The following is an 18,308-nucleotide window of genomic DNA, read 5'->3' as shown; positions in this document are numbered from 1 at the left end:
CGGCCGACCCGCGGGGCCGCGTCGGCCCCGCGGCGGCTCAGTACTCGCGCGACCACAGGTTGACCGCGTAGTCGACCTCCAGGCCGGGGTGCTCGGCCACGACCTGTTCGGCCACCTCGGGCGACAGCTCGATCCGCACCACCGCCTCGAAGTCGGCCCGCCGCCGGAAGAGCCAGCGCATCGTCAGCGGCGTCCGCTCGAACCCCTGCCGGAACCAGAACCGCTCGACGGCCTCTGGGTCGTAGCCGGGCAGGAACCGGCGGAACCACCCGCCGAAGGTGCTGCGGGTGGCGTCGTTGTCGATGACGAAGGCCGCCCCGCCCCGGCGCATGACGCGGCGCAGTTCGGCCAGTCCCGGCTCGCAGCCGGGGCCGAGGAAGTACGCCCACCGGGCGTGGGCGACGCCGACGGAGGCGTCGGGCACCGGTAGCCGCTGGGCCACCCCGGTGCGGACTTCGACGCCGGCTGTACCCGCCGTGCGCGCCCGCGCGGCCGCGGCGAGCTGCCGGTGCGGCTCCACGCCGGTCACCCGGGCGGCCTCGCGTGCGAACCGGGGCAGGTGGAAGCCGCTTCCGCAGCCGATGTCGAGCACATGCGCACCGGCGAAACCACGCACGGCGCGCATCGCCGCATCGAGCACCCCGTCGGGGTCCACGGCCTCGTTCTCCAGCTCGTAGACGCCCGGATTGTGCCAGATGTTGGGGCTGGGAACCGCCCCGGCCAGCGCTGTCCTCACCCGGGAAAGCATAGGGAGCCGCGGAGTGGAACCGGTACGGGGTCCCGGGGGCGCGACGCGCGGCGGCTCGCCGGAACGCGGCGGCGACCCGCCGAACGCGCGCCGGTCCCCGGGCCCTCGATCCACGCGGCCGCCAGACCGCATAGTCTTGGTGAAGTGAGTTCTGTCCAGGTTCCAGACGCGCCGGTGGTGCTGTCGACGGCGTCGGTCTACCCGGAGAAGACACCGGCGGCCTTCGAGATCGCGGCCAAGCTCGGCTACGACGGCATCGAGGTGCTGGTCTCCACCGACCCGGTCAGCCAGGACGTCGACATGCTGCGCCGGCTGTCGGACTACCACGGTGTGCCGATTCTGGCGGTGCACTCCCCCTGCCTGATCTTCACCCAGTGGGTGTGGGGCCGCGACCCCTGGGGCAAACTGGTCAAGTCCAAGGACATGGCCGAGGCGCTGGGCGCGCGGACCATCGTGGTGCACCCGGCGTTCCGCTGGCAGCGCGAATACGCCCGGGAGTTCGAGACCGGCATCCAGCGGATGCAGGAGGAGACCGACGTCGTCTTCGCGGTCGAGAACATGTACCCGGTGCGGATGCGCGACCGCGAGGTCGTGCCCTACGCCCCGAGCTGGAACCCGATCGAGCGCGACTACCCCGACGTCACCCTCGACCTGTCCCATTCGGCCATGTCCCACTCCGACGGCCTGGAGATGGCCAAGCAGCTCGGCGACCGGTTGTCGCACGTGCACCTCGCCGACGGCACCGGCACGCAGAACTTCGACGAGCACCTGATTCCCGGCCGCGGTACCCAGCCCTGCGCGGACGTACTGGAGCACTTGGCGACCACGGGCTACAGCAGCCAGATCGTGCTGGAGGTCAACACCCGCAAGGCCGCCGACTCCGAGACCCGCCACCTGGAGCTCGCCGAGGCGCTGGCCTTCACCCGTCTGCACTTCGCCGGCGTGCGCACCGATCCCGCCGACGACGGCGGCCGGGAAGGCCGCGAGCGCGCCACCCTGCTGCGCAAGCTACCGCCGCGCACCTTCGCGGTCTCCGCCGAGGGCACCGTCGACCGCCGCGCCTGAGCCGGCGCGGCGGGGCGGTTCCGGAGTGCCGTCCGCAGGCTTGGAAGCTGCGGTTCTACCGCGCTAGCGCCAGGATTCGCCGGTGATCCGCTCGTAGCATTCGACGTAGCGCGCGCGGGTGGCCTCGACGATGTCGTCGGGGATCCGCGGCCCGGGCGGGGTGCGGTCCCAGTCGGCGAGGGTGCTGCTCCAGTCCCGCACGAACTGCTTGTCCAGGGAGTTCTGCGGCTGCCCGGGGCGCCACTGGTCGGCGGGCCAGAACCGCGAGGAGTCCGGGGTGAGGACCTCGTCGGCGAGGACGATGGTGCCGTCCGGGGCGCGGCCGAACTCAAGCTTGGTGTCGGCGATGACGATCCCGCGCTCGGCGGCCGTCTCGGCGCCGCGGGAGTAGATCCGCAGGGTGAGCTCGCGCAACCGGTCGGCGGTGTCGGCGCCGATCCCGGAGGCCACTTCGTCGTAGGTGATGAACTCGTCGTGGCCCTCCGCGGCCTTGGTGGTGGGCGTGAAGACCGGCTCCGGGAGCTGCGACGCCTCGGTCAGGCCGTCCGGCAGCGCCACCCCGGAGACGGTGCCGTTCTTCCGGTACTCCTGCAGCCCCAGGCCGGTGAGGTAGCCGCGGGCGATGCACTCCACCGGCAGCATCTCCAGGCGCCGGCAGCGGATCGCCCGGCCCGCCCACTCCGCGGGCACGTCCGCGGCGGAGACGACGTGGTTGGGCACGATGTCGGCGAGGCGCTCGAACCACCACAGCGACAGCTGCGTCAGGATCCGCCCCTTGTCGGGGATGGGCGTGGGCAGCACCACGTCGTAGACGCTGACGCGGTCGGAGGCGACGAGGATCAGGTCGTCGCCGTCGGCGTAGACCTCGCGGACCTTGCCGGAGTGGACGAGTTCCATGGGGTGTGCGTGTCCTTGCTGTGGATGGGTGTGCGCCCGCCGCTGCGGCGCGCCGCCCGGGTCAGGCTCGGCGGAACGACGAAAACCCTACTCGATCACTGCCGGCGAGGCCGGAGCGGTCGCCGGCGGCGCCGCGGCGGGCGAGGCCGCGTCCGCCGGATCTCGACCCCGCCGGCAGGACGGCCCGGCCGTCCTGCCGGGCGCCGTCGCCTGCCACGGCGTAGCCTCGAAGGCGGCACCCGGCGCCGTGCGTCCGCGGCGCCCGCGCGGGCAGGGGAAGTCCGACGCGGAAATCGGCCAGGGAGGAGTCCGGGATGGTTCTGCGGCAGACACTTCTGGCGGCCTCGGGCAGCGACCGCCTGCGCACCATCGTCGCGGGTACGCGGCTCACCCGCGGGGTCGTCGACCGGTTCGTCGCCGGCGAGCACGCCGAGGACGCGGTGCGCGTGGCCGGCGAACTCGCCGGGCGGGGCCTGCTGACCTCCGTCGACCACCTCGGCGAGGAAACCGGGCACCCCGCTCAGGCGGCCGAGGTCACCAAGGGCTACCTGCACCTGCTGCGCCTGCTCGGCGAGGCGGGGCTGACGTCCTCGGCGGAGGTGTCGGTGAAGCCGACCGCCGTCGGGCTGGCCCTCGGCGATGAGGGCGAGCAGTTGGCCGCGGACAACATCTCGCGCATCTGCGCCGCTGCGGCCGAGGCCGGCACGACCGTCACCGTCGACATGGAGGGCGAGCGCCACGTCCCCGCCACACTGCGCCTGGTCGCCTCGCTGCGTTCGGAGCACCCCCGGCTGGGCTGCGTGCTGCAGAGCTATCTGCGCCGCACCGAGGGCGACGCCGCCGCCATGGCCGCCGCCCCGGGTTCGCGGGTGCGGTTGTGCAAGGGCGCCTACGCCCCCGACCCCGCCACCGCCTACACCGCCCGCCGCGACGTCGACGCGGCCTACGTGCGGTCGCTGCGTCGGCTGATGGACAGCGAGGCCTATCCGATGGTCGCCACGCACGATCCGCGGATGATCGACATCGCCACCACCCTGGCCCGCCGCTTCGGACGCACCTACGACGACTTCGAGTACCAGATGCTCTACGGCGCCCGCCCCGACGAGCAGCGCAGGCTCGCCGACCTGGGTGCCCGGGTGCGGGTCTACCTCCCCTACGGCGGCGACTGGTACGGCTACCTGGTGCGCCGCATGGCCGAGCGCCCGGCCAACGCTGCCTTCGCCGCCCGGGCGGTGCTCCGCCGCGGCTGACGACCGCCCCCTCCGGCGATCTCCCCCTCCGACGATTCCCCCTCCGACGGAGGACGTCCACAGTCGCGCCGACCGCGGATGCGGTGAGGACACCGGCCTCGGTAGCGTTGTCAGCGACACGTGGACGCTATGAGGTGAAGTCATGATCGCGATCATCGGCGGCGGCAAGATGGGCGAGGCCCTGCTCGCCGGCCTGCTCGCCACCGGATACGAGCCGAACCAGGTGCTGGTCACCGAGCCCGACAGCGAGCGCGCCGCCGAGCTGCGCGAGCGCTACCAAGTGGCCGCGGTCCCGCTCGCCGAGTCCGCCCGGCGCGCCGCCACCCTGGTGCTGGCGATCAAACCGCAGGACATGGTCGAGCTGCTCGACGAGCTCTCCGGCGACCTCGGCTCCGACACGCTGGTCATCTCGATCGCGGCCGGCATCACCACCTCGCTGCTGGAGAAGCACCTCTCGGGCGAGGTCGCGGTGGTGCGGGCGATGCCCAACACCCCGGCGCTGGTGAGCCGCGGCATGACCGCCGTCTCCGGCGGCGCCCACACCGGCGAGGCCCAGCTCGACCACGCCGAGTCGCTGCTGCGCGCGGTCGGCGACGTCGTGCGGGTGCCCGAGCGGCACATGGACACCGTCACGGCCATCTCCGGCAGCGGTCCGGCGTACTTCTACTTCATCGCCGAGACGATGATCGAGGCCGGTGTGGCCATGGGCATGACCCGCGACGCGGCGAAGAAGCTGGTCACCCAGACCATCAGCGGCGCGGCGGCCATGCTCGGCGACGCCGCGGCGCATCCGGTCGTGCTGCGCGAGGCGGTCACCTCGCCCGGCGGCACCACCGCCGCCGCGGTCCGCGAGCTGGAGCGGCACGGGGTGCGCACCGCGTTCACCGACGCCATCGAGGCTGCGCGCGAGCGCAGCCGCCAGTTGTCGGAGGGGTGAGGCGCGCCCGCCGTCCGGCTGCAGTGGGCACGCCCGGTCGTCGCCCCGGTGCCAACCGTCGCGTTGGCGATTGACTAGGCTGTAACGAAGCGGGTGATGGCGCACACACCCGTGTCGACACGATCCGCTCGGCGGGAGGGGCACATGGCCTGTTCGCTGCACGTGGCCTGGGACGACGGGCTGACCTCCTACAACTTCGGTCCGCAGCATCCGCTCCATCCGGTCCGGGTGGAGCTGACCATGGCGCTGTGCCGCGAGTTCGGCGTCTTCGACCGCCCCAACGTGGCGCTGAGCAACGGGGTGGAGCCGGCCGCGGACGAGCTGCTCGGCCTGGTGCACGACTCCGACTACATCGAGGCCGTCAAGCGCGCGGGCAAGGCCCTGGAGCCCGACGACCCCTACTGCCTCGGTACTTCCGACAACCCGGTCTTCCCCGACATGCACGAGGCGTCCGCGCTGGTCGCGGGTGCTTCGGTGCGGGCCGCATCGGCGGTGTGGAACGGCGAGTCCGAGCATGCCGCCAACATCGCCGGCGGGCTGCACCACGCCATGCCGGGCAACGCGTGGGGCTTCTGCGTCTACAACGACGCGGCGCTGGCGGTCGCCTGGCTGCTGGAGCAGGGCGCCAAGCGCGTCGCCTACGTCGACGTCGACGTACACCACGGCGACGGCGTGCAGACGATGTTCTACGACGACCCCCGGGTGCTGACGGTCAGCCTGCACGAGTCGCCGATGACGCTGTTCCCGGGTACCGGCCGGCCCACCGAGACCGGCGGGCCGGGTGCCGAAGGCTACGCGGTCAACATCGCGCTGCCCGCGGGCACCAACGACTCCCGCTGGCTGCGTGCGTTCGAGGCCGTCGTCCCGCCGGTGCTGCGCGAATTCCAGCCCGAGGTCCTGGTCACCCAGCAGGGCGTCGACACCCACGCCCTGGACCCGCTGGCGAACCTGATGCTCAGTGTCGACGGCCAACGCAGGACCTACTCCGCACTGCACCGCCTGGCCAAGGAGACCGCGGGCGGGCGCTGGGTGGTGCTGGGCGGAGGCGGCTACGAGCTTGTGCAGGTCGTCCCGCGCGCCTGGAGCCACCTGCTGGCCGAAGCGTCGGGCACACAGCTCGACCCCGCGGCCGAGACGCCGCAGAACTGGCGCGAGTTCGTTCGTGAGCGCACCGGCGAAGTCCCGCCGCTGTACATGACCGACGGGCGCGAATTCGAAGTCACTCCGTTCGAGGCCGGTTTCGACCCGGAGGACCCGGTCGACCAGGCTATCCAGGCCACGCGTCGGGCGGTGTTCCCCAGCCACGGGATGGATCCGAGCCTGTAGCGTGCCGAGCCGCGACCGGCCTTTCGCTCCCGCCCGGCGGGGGTTGAGGGCGCCGATGCGGAGGTGATCCGGTCGAGCCGGAACCACTCCCCGGTGTCGCTGCGCACCACCGGGACGTCCGTGCGCGCCCGAGTTGAAACGGCATGAAAGGGGTATGACGCCTCCTTATAGACCGTGACGGCCTCCGTCCGCCCCGCGGGGAGGGACGACGTCGCAAACACCGGGCCACCCGGCCGCCGAGTCGGGTCGAAGGGAAGGGGATCGCTGGTGACGCCGCCTTCGCGCGCAGAGCTCGTCGCCTATCTCGTGCGCACCGGGATCGCCGGGCACGTCGACACTCCGCGGCAGAACAACCTGCGCCACTACCGGCGGCTGTGCCACAAGGACCCCTACTACCAGTTCGGACTGACCTTCCAGCACGAGTGGCAGTTCGACGAGGTGCTCGCCCTGATGGCCAAGCGCTGCGGCGTCGTCGCAGACGAGTCCCACCAGTGGGGCATCGACACCATCGACCCCGATCGCACCGTCGACGCGCTCGACGCCGTCGCCGACCGCCTCGCCGGGGCCGCGAGCCGGCGTGAGCGCGTGATGTTCGCGACCGGGCACCCCAAGAACCTCACCGACACCTACCGCTCGTGGAAGGCGGCACTGGAGGAGCGCGGCTGCGAGGTCGTCACGGCCGCGGCCGGTTTCTCCTACGAGGTCGCCACCGAGCACCCGCCCAACCGCCGCGTGCTGGTGTGGAAGGACGGAGTGGGGTTCGTGATGGACGGCGGCAGCCCGCGCCACAGCCACCACCCCTTCGCCATGCGCGCCGCACTGCAGACCCTCACCGAAGAGGAGCGGCAGTGGCCGCAGTTGGTCATCGCCGACCACGGGTTCGCCGGTGCGGCGGGTGAGGCCGGTGTGCCGACGATCGGGTTTGCGGACTGCAACGATCCCGCGTTGTTCCTTGCCGAATATGAGGGCAAGCTGCTGTCCACTGTGCCGCTGGACGACGGCTACCCGCCGCGTGAGTACCGCCCGCTCACCGCATACGTGCTGGAGAGAGCCGGGTTGTCCTGATCCGCCGCAGCGACGGCGATCGCGGTACCCACTCCCTAAACCTCACGCGACCCCCGACTCTCATGTAGCTGCAGAGACAGCAAAACCGACCTTTCAATGCAGTGAACCCGGATCTACCCTGAAATCGGACGTGCCAGCAGTTACCGAACGACACGCCGGCGTGGTGATGGTGTTGGGGTCGCCGCGTCGGATGGCAGAGGCAGGGACATCCACGCTCACGTCCGGAAGTGAGGGCGTCGGAAGATGAACGGGAGTAAGCCTCTCGACGAGGTCAGGTTCCTGACCGTGGCCGAGGTCGCCACGGTCATGCGAGTTTCCAAGATGACCGTCTACCGAATGGTCCATTCGGGTGCGCTCCCCGCGATCCGCGTGGGGCGCTCCTACCGCGTACCCGAACGCGCCGTGCAGGACTACCTCCGCGACGCCTTCGTCGAAGCGGGATAGCCACCGGCGCCACCCGTCCGGGGCGGTGTACGCGCCCATCGCCCCGCGGGTGGGCATGCGCAGAGCAGCGGCGGCCGGCCCCGGTTCAACTGGGGTCGGGGTGCCGGTGGTGGTGCAGGAGTGTCTACTACACTTTGTCGTCGATGCACCTGCCACTTTTCCACCGCTCCTCTTGAGGTCCCGCCCATGCCCTGGAAGACCCGTACCCGGGTACTCCCCGCAGCCGCCGCGCTGCTGATGGCCCTCACCGCCGGATGCGGCGGGGGAGCGGCCACGCAGGCGTCCAATACGGGCGGCGGTTCCCAGGAGGACCGCTACGTCGCCGGCGACGGCTCCAGCACCGCCTTCGACCCCGGTGAGCGCGTCGCCGCTCCCGAGGTAAGCGGCGAGACCCTCGGCGGCGATGCCGTCAGCCTGGCCGACTACCGCGGCGAGGTCCTGGTCCTGAACTTCTGGGCGAGCTGGTGCGGCCCCTGCCGCTCCGAAGTCCCCGTCCTCAACGAGGTCTACGCAGAGAACAAGGACGCCGGTGTCGCCTTCCTCGGCGTGAACATCAAGGACAACGCCACCGCCGCCAAGGCGTTCGAGGAGAACCAGGACGTCGAGTACCCCAGCCTCTACGACCAGCCCGGCAGAGTACCGCAGGCATTCCGCGACACGGTGCCGCCCGCGGCCATCCCCAGCACGCTGGTCATCGACCGCCAGGGCCGCATCGCCGCGCGGGTGATCGGCGAGACGAGCTACAACGAGCTGAGCGGCCTGGTCGAGGACGTCGTCGCGGAGAAGGGCGGCTCGGCCGCGGGCGGCGGCCCCGCCGAGGGACCCGCCGGCGCCACCCGAGCCGCGGACCGGACATGATCGCCGAGACGGTGCTGCACGGCTCGCTGCTGCTGGCGGTCCCGCTGGCGCTGGCCGCCGGGCTGGTGTCGTTCCTGTCCCCGTGCGTGCTGCCGCTGGTGCCCGGCTACCTCTCCTACGTCACCGGGCTGAGCGGCGCCGATCTCGCGGCCCGGCGCCGCGCCCGCGTCGCGGCGGGTGCACCGGGCGGCTCCGGCGCTCGGATCGAGACGGCCGACGAGGTGCTGCAGCGCCGCCGCGGAACCATGCTCGCCGGCAGCCTGCTGTTCATCGCCGGCTTCAGCGCGGTGTTCGTGGCCGCGGGCGTCTTCGTCGGCGGGATCGGCGGCCTGCTGCTCGACTACGCCGAGCCCGTCACCCGCGTCCTGGGCGCCGTGACCGTGGTGCTGGGCCTGATGTTCATGGGCGCGATCCCCGGCCTCAACCGCGAGGTCCGCATCCACCGCGTGCCCGGCGCCGGCCTGGCGGGTGCGCCGCTGCTGGGCGTGGTCTTCGGCCTGGGCTGGACGCCCTGCATCGGACCGACGCTGGCGGCGGTGCAGACCCTCGCCTTCACCGAGGGCAGCGCCGGCCGGGGCGCGCTGCTGTCGCTGGTCTACTGCCTGGGGCTGGGGCTGCCGTTCATCGCCGCGGCGCTGCTCTACCGGCGCGCGCTGGGCGCCTTCGACCGCCTCAAACGCCACTACCGCGCCATCACGGTCGCCGGCGGCGCGATGCTCGTCGCGGTGGGGCTGCTCCTGGCGACCGGTGTCTGGACCGATATCACCGCTTTCATGCAGCGGTGGGTGGCCGACTACTCCACGGTGATCTAGCAGTGGCTTCCGAACACACCTCCGTCTCCGAGGCGGCGACCGCCGAGCAGGGCCGCCCCGCCGACCCGCCGCCGCCCGCGCCCGCAGGTCTGACCGCGCTGGGCTGGGCACGCTGGGCCTGGCGCATCCTGACCTCGATGCGCACGGCGCTGATCCTGCTGTTCCTGCTGGCGGTGGGCGCCATCCCCGGGTCGATGCTGCCCCAGCGCGGGGTCAGCGTCGAGCAGGTGCAGAACTACTTCGTCGAGCACCCCGATCTCGCGCCCTGGCTGGACCGCTTCTACCTCTTCGACGTCTACTCCTCGCCGTGGTACGCGGCCATCTACCTGCTGCTGTTCGTGTCTCTGACCGGCTGCGTACTGCCGCGGGCGCGGGCGCACTACCGGGCGATGCGGGCCCGTCCGCCGCGCACCCCGCGCAACCTGGGCCGGATGCCCTACTCGGCGAGCTTCACCACGGCCGCGGCGCCCGAGCGGGTGCTCGACGGCGCACGCGCGCTGCTGCGGCGCCACCGGGTCGATACCGAGAGCGAAGACGGCGGCGCCGCGGCGCTCTCCGCCGAGACGGGCTACCTGCGCGAGACCGGCAACGTGCTGTTCCACCTTGCGCTGCTCGCGCTGCTCGTGGCGCTGGCGGCGGGCTCCTTCCTGGGCTACCGCGGCAACATGCTCGTGGTCGAGGGAGACGGCTTCGCCAACACGGTGACCTCCTACGACGCCTTCTTCCCCGGCACGGCTGTGGGCCAGGACGACCTCCATCCGTTCTCCTTCACCCTGGAGGAGTTCGAGGCGCGGTTCATCGAGGACGGCAGGCTCAGCGGGCAGGCGGCCTCCTTCTCGGCCGATCTGGCCTACCGCGCGAGCCCCGAGGCGCCCGAACGGCACCACGAGCTGGAGGTGAACCACCCGCTGTCCGTCGGCGGTGCGCAGGTCTACCTCCTCGGCCACGGCTACGCGCCGGAATTCCGGGTGACCAACGCAGACGGCGAGGTCGTCTTCGACCAGCCCGTGCCCTTCATCGCCCGCCAGGAGCGCACCTTCACCTCCGACGGCGTGATCAAGGTGCCCGACGCCGGCGAGCGGCAGCTCGGCTTCACCGGGGTCTTCCTGCCGTCGGCGGCCGAGGGGCCGCAGGGCGATCTGGTCTCCGAGTTCCCCGCGCCCCGCGACCCGGTGGTCACGCTCACCGGCTACCGGGGCGACCTGGGGCTGGGCGAGGGCGCCTCGCAGTCGGTGTTCCAGCTCTACACCGACGACATGAGCAAGCTGGGGGAGTCGCCCGAGCTGCGGCCGGGCGAGTCCTGGGAGCTGCCCGACGGTGCGGGCACGGTCACCTTCACCGGCTACAGCGACTACATCAGCATGCAGGTCAACAGCGACCCCTCCCGCCTCCCGGCGCTGGCCGCGGCGTCGACGGCGGTGCTGGGCCTGCTGGCGACGCTGTTCGTGCGCCCGAGGCGGGTCTGGGTGCGGGCCCGCCCCCGCGGCGACGGGCGTACCGTTGTCGAGGTGGCCGGCCTGGGCAAGAGCGAGAACGCCGCGCTCACCGCGGAGTTCCACCGCTTCGCCACCTCGCTGAGAGACCGAATGCGGGACGGCCCCGCTACCGATACAGGCACGAAGGAGTAGCCGGTGGTGCATACGCTCGCCGCGACGGCGGTTTCGGACGGCCGGATGTCCTCGATCAGTGACGGCCTGATCATCGCGATGATCGTGGTGTACGCGATCGCGCTGTTCCTCTTCGCGATCGAGGCCGCCTACGGCCGCAGGCAGCGGCTGCGGGCCAACCGCCTCATGCCCGGCGCGGCCGGCGCCGCGAAGGCCCCGGCCGCGGCCGCGACCGTGGCGTCCGCCGGCGGCTCCGCCGCGTCCGCCTCCGGCACGACGGCCGATCTGGACTTGGACGCCGAGGGCGCGGACCAGGGGCCCGGCGGTGATTCGGACGACGGCTTGGCGGTGCGCGTGCGCCGCGAGGAGCCCGAGCCCAGCGCCGCACAGCATGTGGTGGGCCGGATCGCCGTGTTCGTCACCGCACTGGGCTTCGTGCTCAACGCCGCGCAGATCACCACCCGGGGCTTGGCGGCGGACCGCTGGCCCTGGGGGAACATGTTCGAGTTCGTCGTAGCGATAGCCCTGTGCAGCGTCGCGGCATTCCTGTTCGCCGCGCTGCGCTACCAGGCGCGTTTCCTGGGCACGTTCGTGCTCGTTCCGGTGGTGCTGCTGCTGGGCATCGCCGCCCGGTGGCTCTACAGCGAGGCCGGTCCGGTCATCCCCGCGCTGCACTCCTACTGGATCGCGATCCACGTCTCGGCGGCGATCATCGCCACCGGCGGGTTCATGGTCGCCGGCGCCGCGGCGGTCGCCTACCTGCTCGCCAACCGCGCCGAGCTCAAGCGCGCCGCGGGGGAGCGGGTCGCGGGAGTGGCGGCCAAGCTGCCCGCGTCCGAGCTACTGGACCGCGTCTCGCACCGCTTCATCGTGCTGGCGTTCCCGCTGTGGACGTTCGCGATCATCGCGGGAGCCGTCTGGGCGGACGAGGCCTGGGGCCGGTTCTGGGGGTGGGACCCCAAGGAGGTGTGGTCCTTTATCACGTGGGTGGTCTATGCCGCCTACCTGCACGCCCGCGCGACGGCGGGCTGGCGGGGCTCCAAGGCCACGTGGATCGGGCTGGCGGGATTCGCCTGCCTGCTCTTCAACTTCTTCGCGGTCAACTACATCTTCAGCGGCCTGCACAGCTACGCCTGAGCGGTCCGCCGCCGCGCCGGTGCGGAGGCGCACGGACGCGGACGGACGCACCGGCGTACCCACGAGCGCGCGGCGCCCGGTCAGGGCGTCGCGCGGCGCGTGTCACTCCTCGGGGTTGATGCGCCGGTTCAGCCGGCGCAGGAACTCCGGGTCGTCGTCGGGGCCGAGGGGCCGATCGCGGTCGGCCGCCTGCTGGAAGTCGGACGGGTCCAAGTCCTCCGCCGAGACGGACCGGGCGTCGGAGGCCGTCGCTTCGGGGACGTCGCCGTCACGGGGCCGGCCGAGGAACAGCCACAGCAGCGGGCCGACCGGGGTGAACAGGACGATGACGACCAGCCAGAGGACCTTGGGCAGATTGCGCACTTCCGCGGCGGGGCTGGTGAGCGCGTCGAAGAACGCGTACACCCAGACCACGATCGTGAGCAGCGTGATTAGGCCAGCGAGCCACACCATGTCTCCAGCCTATCCGGGATGATCCGGATGCGCGCAGTCGAACGAAGGAGCCCGGTGGCTGACGGGAGCGGGGGCCACCGAGGGGGCTCCGACGTGATGGGCGAGTGGGCGGACAGCGGTCAGGGTGTGGACTCGGTCGGCTCTCCGTGCAGCAGAGCGCGGACTTCGGACTCGCGGAACCGGCGGTGGCCGCCGGGGGTGCGGATGCTGCTGATCCGTCCGGATGCGGCCCACCGTGTCACGGTCTTCGGGTCGACTCGGAAGAGGGAGGCCACCTCTCCGGGGGTCAGCAAGCGCTCGCTTCCTCTTTCCACCTTCACAATCCCCCTTCGGGCCCGCCAGTCGACTTGGGGGGAGGCGGGCGTTTGATCCCCTAGTGTGCATGAGTTAGTCCGTTTCCTCCCTAGTTTTCGTAAAAACAGAGAGGAACTGGGGGCGAGTCCGCGATATGTGATCGGAACGTAATGTTCAATTCGGATAGCCGTATTCCACAGGTCCCATCATCCGCCCGGCACCGTTTCCGGGGCCGCGCGGCTACCGCACCGGGGGTGCGGCGGGGCACCGGTCCCCGCCCCGTACCCTGGCAATGAGCCGGGCCGCGGGCACGCGCACACGGCCCGCGCGGGTGCTCGGCGCCCTCGGCTGCCTCGCCCAGACTCAATCTATTGCCGAATGATCCGTTGTGAGGCGGTTTTCATGCGTAGCGTCCTCGCTTATACCGCGGCGCGACTGCTGCTGTTCGCCGTTGCCTTCGGTGTCCTCTACCTGCTCGGCGCCCGCGGACTGCTCGCCGCTGCGATCGCGGTGCTGGTCAGCGGGCTGGTGAGCTACGTGCTGCTGTCGCGGCAGCGGGACGCCGTGTCGAGCGGGATCGCCGACCGTATCAGCCGCCTCCGCGGTATCGGGGCGCGCCTGGAGGCGGGCGCGGCCAAGGAGGACCAGGCGCAGCAGGCCGCCGCCGGCCGGGGCGGGGACCCGTCCCCCGCACATCCGGCGGAGTCCGGCGGCGCGCACGCGGACGGCCCATCCGCCGACGCGCAGCCGGACGAGGGCGCCGGGCAGGGATCCCCGGCCTCGCCCGATGGTCGGGACCGCACCGGCGAGGGCGCCGACTCCCGGCCCGGGACCGCCCGGCCGAGGGGCTGAGTCCGCCGCCGCACCGGTAGCGCCCGCCGGAGGGGCCGCCGGACGCTCGGCCCGCGCCCCGGGCCCAGCCGCTCGCCGCTCAGCCGTTCAGCGGGAACATGCCCAGCCGGCCCCGGTAGGTGCCCCCCAGGCCGGTGGTGTCGCTGCCGATGTAGAGGCCCTCGGGCGTGGCCGTCAGCGCCTCGACGCCGTGGCCCCGCGGCCTGCGCCCCGGATTCCATGCCAGGGCACGCCCGGTGCGGGGGTCGACGGCGGCGATGCCGCTGCGCTTCACCGCACCCGGTCCGGCCGCGTGGTCGCCTTCGGGGTTGTCCATCCACCGCTGGTGGCCGCCGACGTAGACCGCGGCCCCGGTGGCCTCGACGGAGTACAGCGAGTCGCCCCCGGTGTAGTTGACCCACGTGGGCTCGGCATCGGCCCCCGCACGGGTCTCCCACCGGGCGACCGTCTTGCACAGGCCCGGCTTGAGCTTGGGCCCGCCCGCTGTGACGACCGTGAAGTAGGAGCCGTCGGGCGCGAAGTCGATCTGGCGCATGTAGGTGTGCATGCGGCTGTAGTCGCAGGGCGCCGCGTAGGAGTCGGTGGAGAACTCCGCCAGCGCTGCCGGGCGCGCCGCGGTGTCGACCATCGCGATCTGGTAGCGGGGCCGGCCGTCGACCCGCGTGAAGGTGCCCGCGATCACCAGGCGGTCGCCGTCGGGTCCCGCCGCGAGCTCATGCACCCGCAGACTGCCGCGGCGGGCGTCGGAGATACCGATGTCGAAGCCCGGGTCGACCCGTCCGGTAGCGGCGTCGACACGGGCCAGCCCCCGCCGGTCGGCGCCGCCGACGGAGCGGAACGTGCCGCCGAGGTACAGGTCGCGGCCGTGCGCGTCGATCCGGTAGACCGAGCCGCCCGCTACCCGCGCGTCGAAGGACTCCACGGTCTCGCCGTCGAAGGTGGAGACCAGCGCGACGCCGCGCCGGTCCTCGCCCTCGACCCGGCGGAAGTGCCCGCCCAAGAAGACGGTGCCGCGGTACGGACCGGGCACCAGGCTGGTGACGGTGCCGTCGACGTCGGGCGTGAAGAACCTGCTGATCTCACCGGTGCCGCGCTCGAAGGCGAAGACGTTGTGCCGCTCCACGCTCCCGCGCCGGTCGGGTCCGGTCACCCGGTCGAACCGCCCGGCGACCACCACCAGGTCGCCGACGGGCAGCACAGCCTTGACCCGCCCGTCGAGCACGTGGGGGGTCCAGCCGACGGGGCGTTCGCCGACGACCCCGCTGTGGCGCATGCCCGCCCAGGCGGGCGAGGATGCGACGGCCGCGGGTGCGGCCAGCGCGAGCGCCGCCACGGCGGCCGTGAGCGCGGTTCTGGCCCCGCTGCGGGGACGGCGGTCGGTGCGGTGCGGTGCGGTGCGGCGTCGGATGGTCACGGGCGGCCTCCAGGTGCGGTTCCGGTTTCGCGGGGTCGGGCGCCGCGACGGGGCGCGGATACCCGCCGAAGCGCTGCCGACGGCGGGCGCACGACGGCGCTGGCACGAAGGGAAACGGTGTGATCACTAAGGGTAACCGCGTGTCGCTCATGATGCGCGGCCGAAAAGCCCGTCGCGTGTCCGCCCGCTCGGCGGCGGCCCTAAGGTGGGGGCATGACCCGCGCTGAGCTCGACAAGCGGCCCTCCGATGTCGCGAGCATGTTCGACGGCATCGCCGACCGCTACGACCTGGTCAACGACGTCATCTCGCTCGGGCAGGACCGCTATTGGCGGCGCGCCGCGGTGCAGGCCGTCGACGCCTACAGCGGCGAGCTGGTGCTCGACCTGGCCGCGGGAACCGGCACCAGCTCGGAGTCCTTCACCCGCAAGGGCGCGCGGGTCGTCGCCTGCGACTTCTCCCAGGGCATGCTGCAGGTGGGTGCCCGCCGCCGCGGCGGCGCGTCGCGCCGCGGAGTCACCTTCGCCGCCGGCGACGCGCTCGCCCTGCCCTTCGCCGACGAGACGTTCGACGCCGTCACCATCTCCTTCGGTCTGCGCAACACCAACGACTGCGATCGGGCGCTGCGCGAGCTGCACCGGGTGACCAAGGTGGGCGGGCGCCTGGTCGTCTGCGAGTTCAGCCACCTCCCCGTCGGCGCGCTGGACCGGGTCTACGGCACCTACCTGATGGGGGCCCTGCCCAAGATCGCGCGACTGGTGACCCCGCGGACCGAACCCTACGAGTACCTGTCCGAGTCGATCATGGACTGGCCCGACCAGCGAGCACTCGCCGCCCGGCTGCGCACCGCGGGCTGGGAATCGGTCACCTGGCGCAACCTGACATTCGGCGTCGTCGCGCTCCACCGGGGATACCGCAGGAGCTGACGCGTGCGACGGCGACCCGGCGCCCATATGCCCGGTATGCCGGTCCGTCCGGCGTCTATCGTGAACTTATGGCCGCGGGAAAGCGCATTCCGCGGCCATAAGTTCACGATATCGGGAGAAGCTGCCGGGCACAGCGGCGGAATGGCGAATGAAGCTTAGGCTTGCCTTCCTTTTCTTTCGTGTCTGTTTTGTCGGCGAAAGTGTCGAATAAAGATGAATGCCCCCTGGGGGTCGCCCCAGTGGCGCTAAAGGTCTAGACTGCGGAGCGAGCCCTTGTGAAGGACTTCACAAGCGTACGAGCCGTACATAACACTCCTGACCAGCCACTGAACAGCCGCACAAGCGCCTGCGGCGCACCCCCGAGGCGCAACCGCGCCAGGCAAGCCAAGGACCAACTCGTGAGCGAGACAGCACCCGCCCCCTCGTCCGCCCGGGGCCGAACCGACGACGCCGACGTCATCGTCGTCGGAGCCGGGCCGTCCGGATCCACGGCCGCCTACCACCTCGCGCAGGCCGGAGTCGACGTCCTTCTGCTGGAGAAGACCTCCTTCCCGCGCGAGAAGGTGTGCGGCGACGGCCTGACGCCGCGCGCGGTCAAGCAGTTGACCGCGATGGGCGTCTCGCTGGAGGACAAGGGCTGGGTCCGCAACCACGGACTGCGGATCATCGGCGGCGGCGTGCGCATCGAACTGCCCTGGCCCGAGCTCGCCGAGTACCCCGGTTTCGGCCTCGTGCGCACCCGCGAGGACTTCGACCAGATCCTCGCCGAGCGCGCCGTCGCCGCCGGCGCCCGGCTGCTGCAGCGGACCAGCGTCACCGGGCCCGTGATCGACGAGCGCAGCAACCGCATCGTCGGCGTCACCGCCAAGGACGCCGACCGCGAGCCCGTCACCTACCGCGCGCCCCTGGTGATCGCCGCCGACGGCAACTCCTCGCGCCTGTCGGTGGCCATGGGCATCCGCAAGCGCGACGACCGCCCCATGGGCGTAGCCGTGCGCACCTACTTCACCAGCCCCCGCCACGACGACGACTACCTGGAGTCCTGGCTGGAGCTGTGGGACAAGAACGAGGGCCGCGACGTGCTGCTGCCCGGCTACGGCTGGGTGTTCGGCGTCGGCGACGGCACCAGCAACGTGGGGCTGGGCATCCTCAACTCCACGGCCTCCTTCCAGGACGTCGACTACCGCTCGCTGCTGCGCCGCTGGACCTCCAGCATGCCCGCCGAGTGGGGTTTCACCGAGGACAACCAGCAGGGCAAGATCCGCGGCGCCGCGCTGCCGATGGGCTTCAACCGCGTGCCCCACTACAGCCGCGGCCTGATGCTGGTGGGCGACGCGGGCGGCATGATCAACCCGTTCAACGGCGAAGGTATCGCCTACGCGATGGAGGCGGGCGTCATCGCCGCCGACGTCGTCGCCCAGGCCCTGGCCCGCCCCACCCAGCAGGCCCGAGAGCGCACCCTGCTCAGCTATCCGCGCATCCTCGCCGACACCTACGGCGGTTACTACACGCTCGGCCGCTACTTCGTGAAGATGATCGGCAACCCGGAGCTGATGAAGTACGCGACCAAGTACGGCCTGCCGCAGCGGACCCTGATGCGGTTCGCGCTGAAGATGCTCGCCAATCTGACCGAGCCCAGCCGCGGGGACGCCATGGACCGCGTGATCAACGGCCTGTCCAAGATGGCCCCCGCGGCCTGAGGCGAAGGACCGCACCATGCACACCGCACAGCCGCACCGCCGCTCGCACCGTTACGTGAACGTATTCACAAGCGTGCGTGCAGCCGCCCGCCCGCATCCCGGGACCGCGGCGCCCGCACGCCGCACCGGCACTGAGGGGAACGCCTAGCCATGGAGCTGTACGCACCCGTCTTGGTTCTCGCCGCCATCGGCGCCGCGTTCGTCGGCGTCTCGATGGTCGTCGGCTCCATCGCCGGGCCCAAGCGCTACAACCGGGCCAAGCTGCAGCACTACGAGTGCGGCATCGAGCCCACGCCCCAGCCCGCCGGAGGCGGCCGCTTCACGATCAAGTACTACCTGACGGCGATGCTGTTCATCGTCTTCGACATCGAGATCATCTTCCTCTACCCGTGGGCGGTCCACTTCGACGAGCTGGGCGTCTTCGGGCTGATCGCAATGGTGCTGTTCCTGGTGAACGTGTCCATCGCCTACGCCTACGAGTGGCGGCGCGGCGGCCTGGAGTGGGAGTGAGTGCCGCGGCGCGCC

19 protein-coding genes are annotated in these 18,308 nt (G+C 71.8%); 14 read left to right on the top strand and 5 right to left on the bottom strand.

Annotation, left to right across the window (positions count from 1 at the left end; all coding sequences use genetic code 11):
• Positions 1–37: 37 nt before the first annotated feature.
• Positions 38–655 carry a class I SAM-dependent methyltransferase gene (locus EKD16_RS21015; protein WP_131102836.1) on the bottom strand — a complete coding sequence of 206 codons (618 nt, stop codon included), beginning with the start codon at positions 653–655 and terminating at the stop codon, positions 38–40.
• Positions 656–892: 237 nt separating this feature from the next.
• Between EKD16_RS21015 and EKD16_RS21010 the strand changes: the two genes are divergently transcribed.
• A complete protein-coding gene (locus tag EKD16_RS21010; protein ID WP_131100682.1) occupies positions 893–1,813 on the top strand; it encodes a sugar phosphate isomerase/epimerase family protein in 921 nt (306 codons plus the stop codon).
• Between the two features lie 63 nt (positions 1,814–1,876).
• Here the strand turns inward: EKD16_RS21010 and EKD16_RS21005 are convergent, their stop codons facing one another.
• Positions 1,877–2,710, bottom strand: a complete 834-nt coding sequence (locus EKD16_RS21005) for a phosphoribosylaminoimidazolesuccinocarboxamide synthase (protein ID WP_131100680.1) — start codon at positions 2,708–2,710, stop codon at positions 1,877–1,879.
• Positions 2,711–3,024: 314 nt separating this feature from the next.
• Between EKD16_RS21005 and EKD16_RS21000 the strand changes: the two genes are divergently transcribed.
• The 9 genes from EKD16_RS21000 (at position 3,025) to ccsB (ending at position 12,146) form a co-directional block, all read left to right on the top strand.
• Positions 3,025–3,960 carry a proline dehydrogenase family protein gene (locus EKD16_RS21000; protein ID WP_131100678.1) on the top strand — a complete coding sequence of 312 codons (936 nt, stop codon included), beginning with the start codon at positions 3,025–3,027 and terminating at the stop codon, positions 3,958–3,960.
• Positions 3,961–4,102: 142 nt separating this feature from the next.
• Positions 4,103–4,897, top strand: coding sequence for a pyrroline-5-carboxylate reductase (proC, locus tag EKD16_RS20995; protein ID WP_131100676.1), 795 nt, complete (start codon positions 4,103–4,105; stop codon positions 4,895–4,897).
• A 144-nt stretch (positions 4,898–5,041) separates the two neighbouring features.
• Positions 5,042–6,223, top strand: coding sequence for an acetoin utilization protein AcuC (locus EKD16_RS20990; RefSeq protein ID WP_131100674.1), 1,182 nt, complete (start codon positions 5,042–5,044; stop codon positions 6,221–6,223).
• 267 nt (positions 6,224–6,490) lie between these two features.
• Positions 6,491–7,288: a phosphatase gene (locus EKD16_RS20985; RefSeq protein WP_131100672.1), complete on the top strand. Its 798-nt coding sequence runs from the start codon at positions 6,491–6,493 to the stop codon at positions 7,286–7,288.
• Between the two features lie 243 nt (positions 7,289–7,531).
• Positions 7,532–7,732, top strand: a complete 201-nt coding sequence (locus tag EKD16_RS20980; RefSeq protein ID WP_131100670.1) for a helix-turn-helix domain-containing protein — start codon at positions 7,532–7,534, stop codon at positions 7,730–7,732.
• Positions 7,733–7,918: 186 nt separating this feature from the next.
• Positions 7,919–8,590 carry a TlpA family protein disulfide reductase gene (locus EKD16_RS20975; RefSeq protein ID WP_131100668.1) on the top strand — a complete coding sequence of 224 codons (672 nt, stop codon included), beginning with the start codon at positions 7,919–7,921 and terminating at the stop codon, positions 8,588–8,590.
• Positions 8,587–9,402 carry a cytochrome c biogenesis CcdA family protein gene (locus EKD16_RS20970; protein WP_131100666.1) on the top strand — a complete coding sequence of 272 codons (816 nt, stop codon included), beginning with the start codon at positions 8,587–8,589 and terminating at the stop codon, positions 9,400–9,402. The genes EKD16_RS20975 and EKD16_RS20970 overlap by 4 nt, the downstream gene beginning before the upstream one ends.
• A gap of 2 nt (positions 9,403–9,404) precedes the next feature.
• The gene (resB, locus tag EKD16_RS20965) at positions 9,405–11,030 is read left to right on the top strand and encodes a cytochrome c biogenesis protein ResB (RefSeq protein WP_394347290.1); all 1,626 of its coding nucleotides are present in this window, start codon (positions 9,405–9,407) and stop codon (positions 11,028–11,030) included.
• A 3-nt stretch (positions 11,031–11,033) separates the two neighbouring features.
• The gene (ccsB, locus tag EKD16_RS20960; protein WP_242677095.1) at positions 11,034–12,146 is read left to right on the top strand and encodes a c-type cytochrome biogenesis protein CcsB; all 1,113 of its coding nucleotides are present in this window, start codon (positions 11,034–11,036) and stop codon (positions 12,144–12,146) included.
• 102 nt (positions 12,147–12,248) lie between these two features.
• Here the strand turns inward: ccsB and EKD16_RS20955 are convergent, their stop codons facing one another.
• Both EKD16_RS20955 and EKD16_RS20950 read right to left on the bottom strand, forming a co-directional pair.
• Complete coding sequence (locus tag EKD16_RS20955; protein WP_131100664.1) at positions 12,249–12,599, bottom strand: PLD nuclease N-terminal domain-containing protein; 351 nt, start codon at positions 12,597–12,599, stop codon at positions 12,249–12,251.
• 119 nt (positions 12,600–12,718) lie between these two features.
• The gene (locus EKD16_RS20950; protein WP_040275033.1) at positions 12,719–12,919 is read right to left on the bottom strand and encodes a BldC family transcriptional regulator; all 201 of its coding nucleotides are present in this window, start codon (positions 12,917–12,919) and stop codon (positions 12,719–12,721) included.
• Between the two features lie 376 nt (positions 12,920–13,295).
• Between EKD16_RS20950 and EKD16_RS20945 the strand changes: the two genes are divergently transcribed.
• Entirely contained in the window at positions 13,296–13,745 is a 450-nt protein-coding gene (locus EKD16_RS20945; protein ID WP_131100660.1) for a DUF4229 domain-containing protein, read from the top strand.
• A 79-nt stretch (positions 13,746–13,824) separates the two neighbouring features.
• Here EKD16_RS20945 and EKD16_RS20940 read toward each other — a convergent pair whose 3' ends face one another.
• Positions 13,825–15,153, bottom strand: a complete 1,329-nt coding sequence (locus EKD16_RS20940) for a hypothetical protein (protein ID WP_131102833.1) — start codon at positions 15,151–15,153, stop codon at positions 13,825–13,827.
• 219 nt (positions 15,154–15,372) lie between these two features.
• On the opposite strand from EKD16_RS20940, the gene EKD16_RS20935 reads away from it, so the two are divergent.
• The 3 genes from EKD16_RS20935 (at position 15,373) to EKD16_RS20925 (ending at position 18,293) form a co-directional block, all read left to right on the top strand.
• Positions 15,373–16,083, top strand: coding sequence for a demethylmenaquinone methyltransferase (locus EKD16_RS20935; protein ID WP_131100658.1), 711 nt, complete (start codon positions 15,373–15,375; stop codon positions 16,081–16,083).
• Positions 16,084–16,481: 398 nt separating this feature from the next.
• Positions 16,482–17,783: a geranylgeranyl reductase family protein gene (locus EKD16_RS20930; protein WP_131100656.1), complete on the top strand. Its 1,302-nt coding sequence runs from the start codon at positions 16,482–16,484 to the stop codon at positions 17,781–17,783.
• 150 nt (positions 17,784–17,933) lie between these two features.
• Complete coding sequence (locus tag EKD16_RS20925; protein WP_131100654.1) at positions 17,934–18,293, top strand: NADH-quinone oxidoreductase subunit A; 360 nt, start codon at positions 17,934–17,936, stop codon at positions 18,291–18,293.
• The last annotated feature ends 15 nt before the right edge of the window (positions 18,294–18,308 follow it).

The organism is Streptomonospora litoralis (genome assembly GCF_004323735.1).
Taxonomy (GTDB): Bacteria; Actinomycetota; Actinomycetes; order Streptosporangiales; family Streptosporangiaceae; genus Streptomonospora; species Streptomonospora litoralis.
This window is presented reverse-complemented; position numbering and strand designations above follow the sequence as displayed.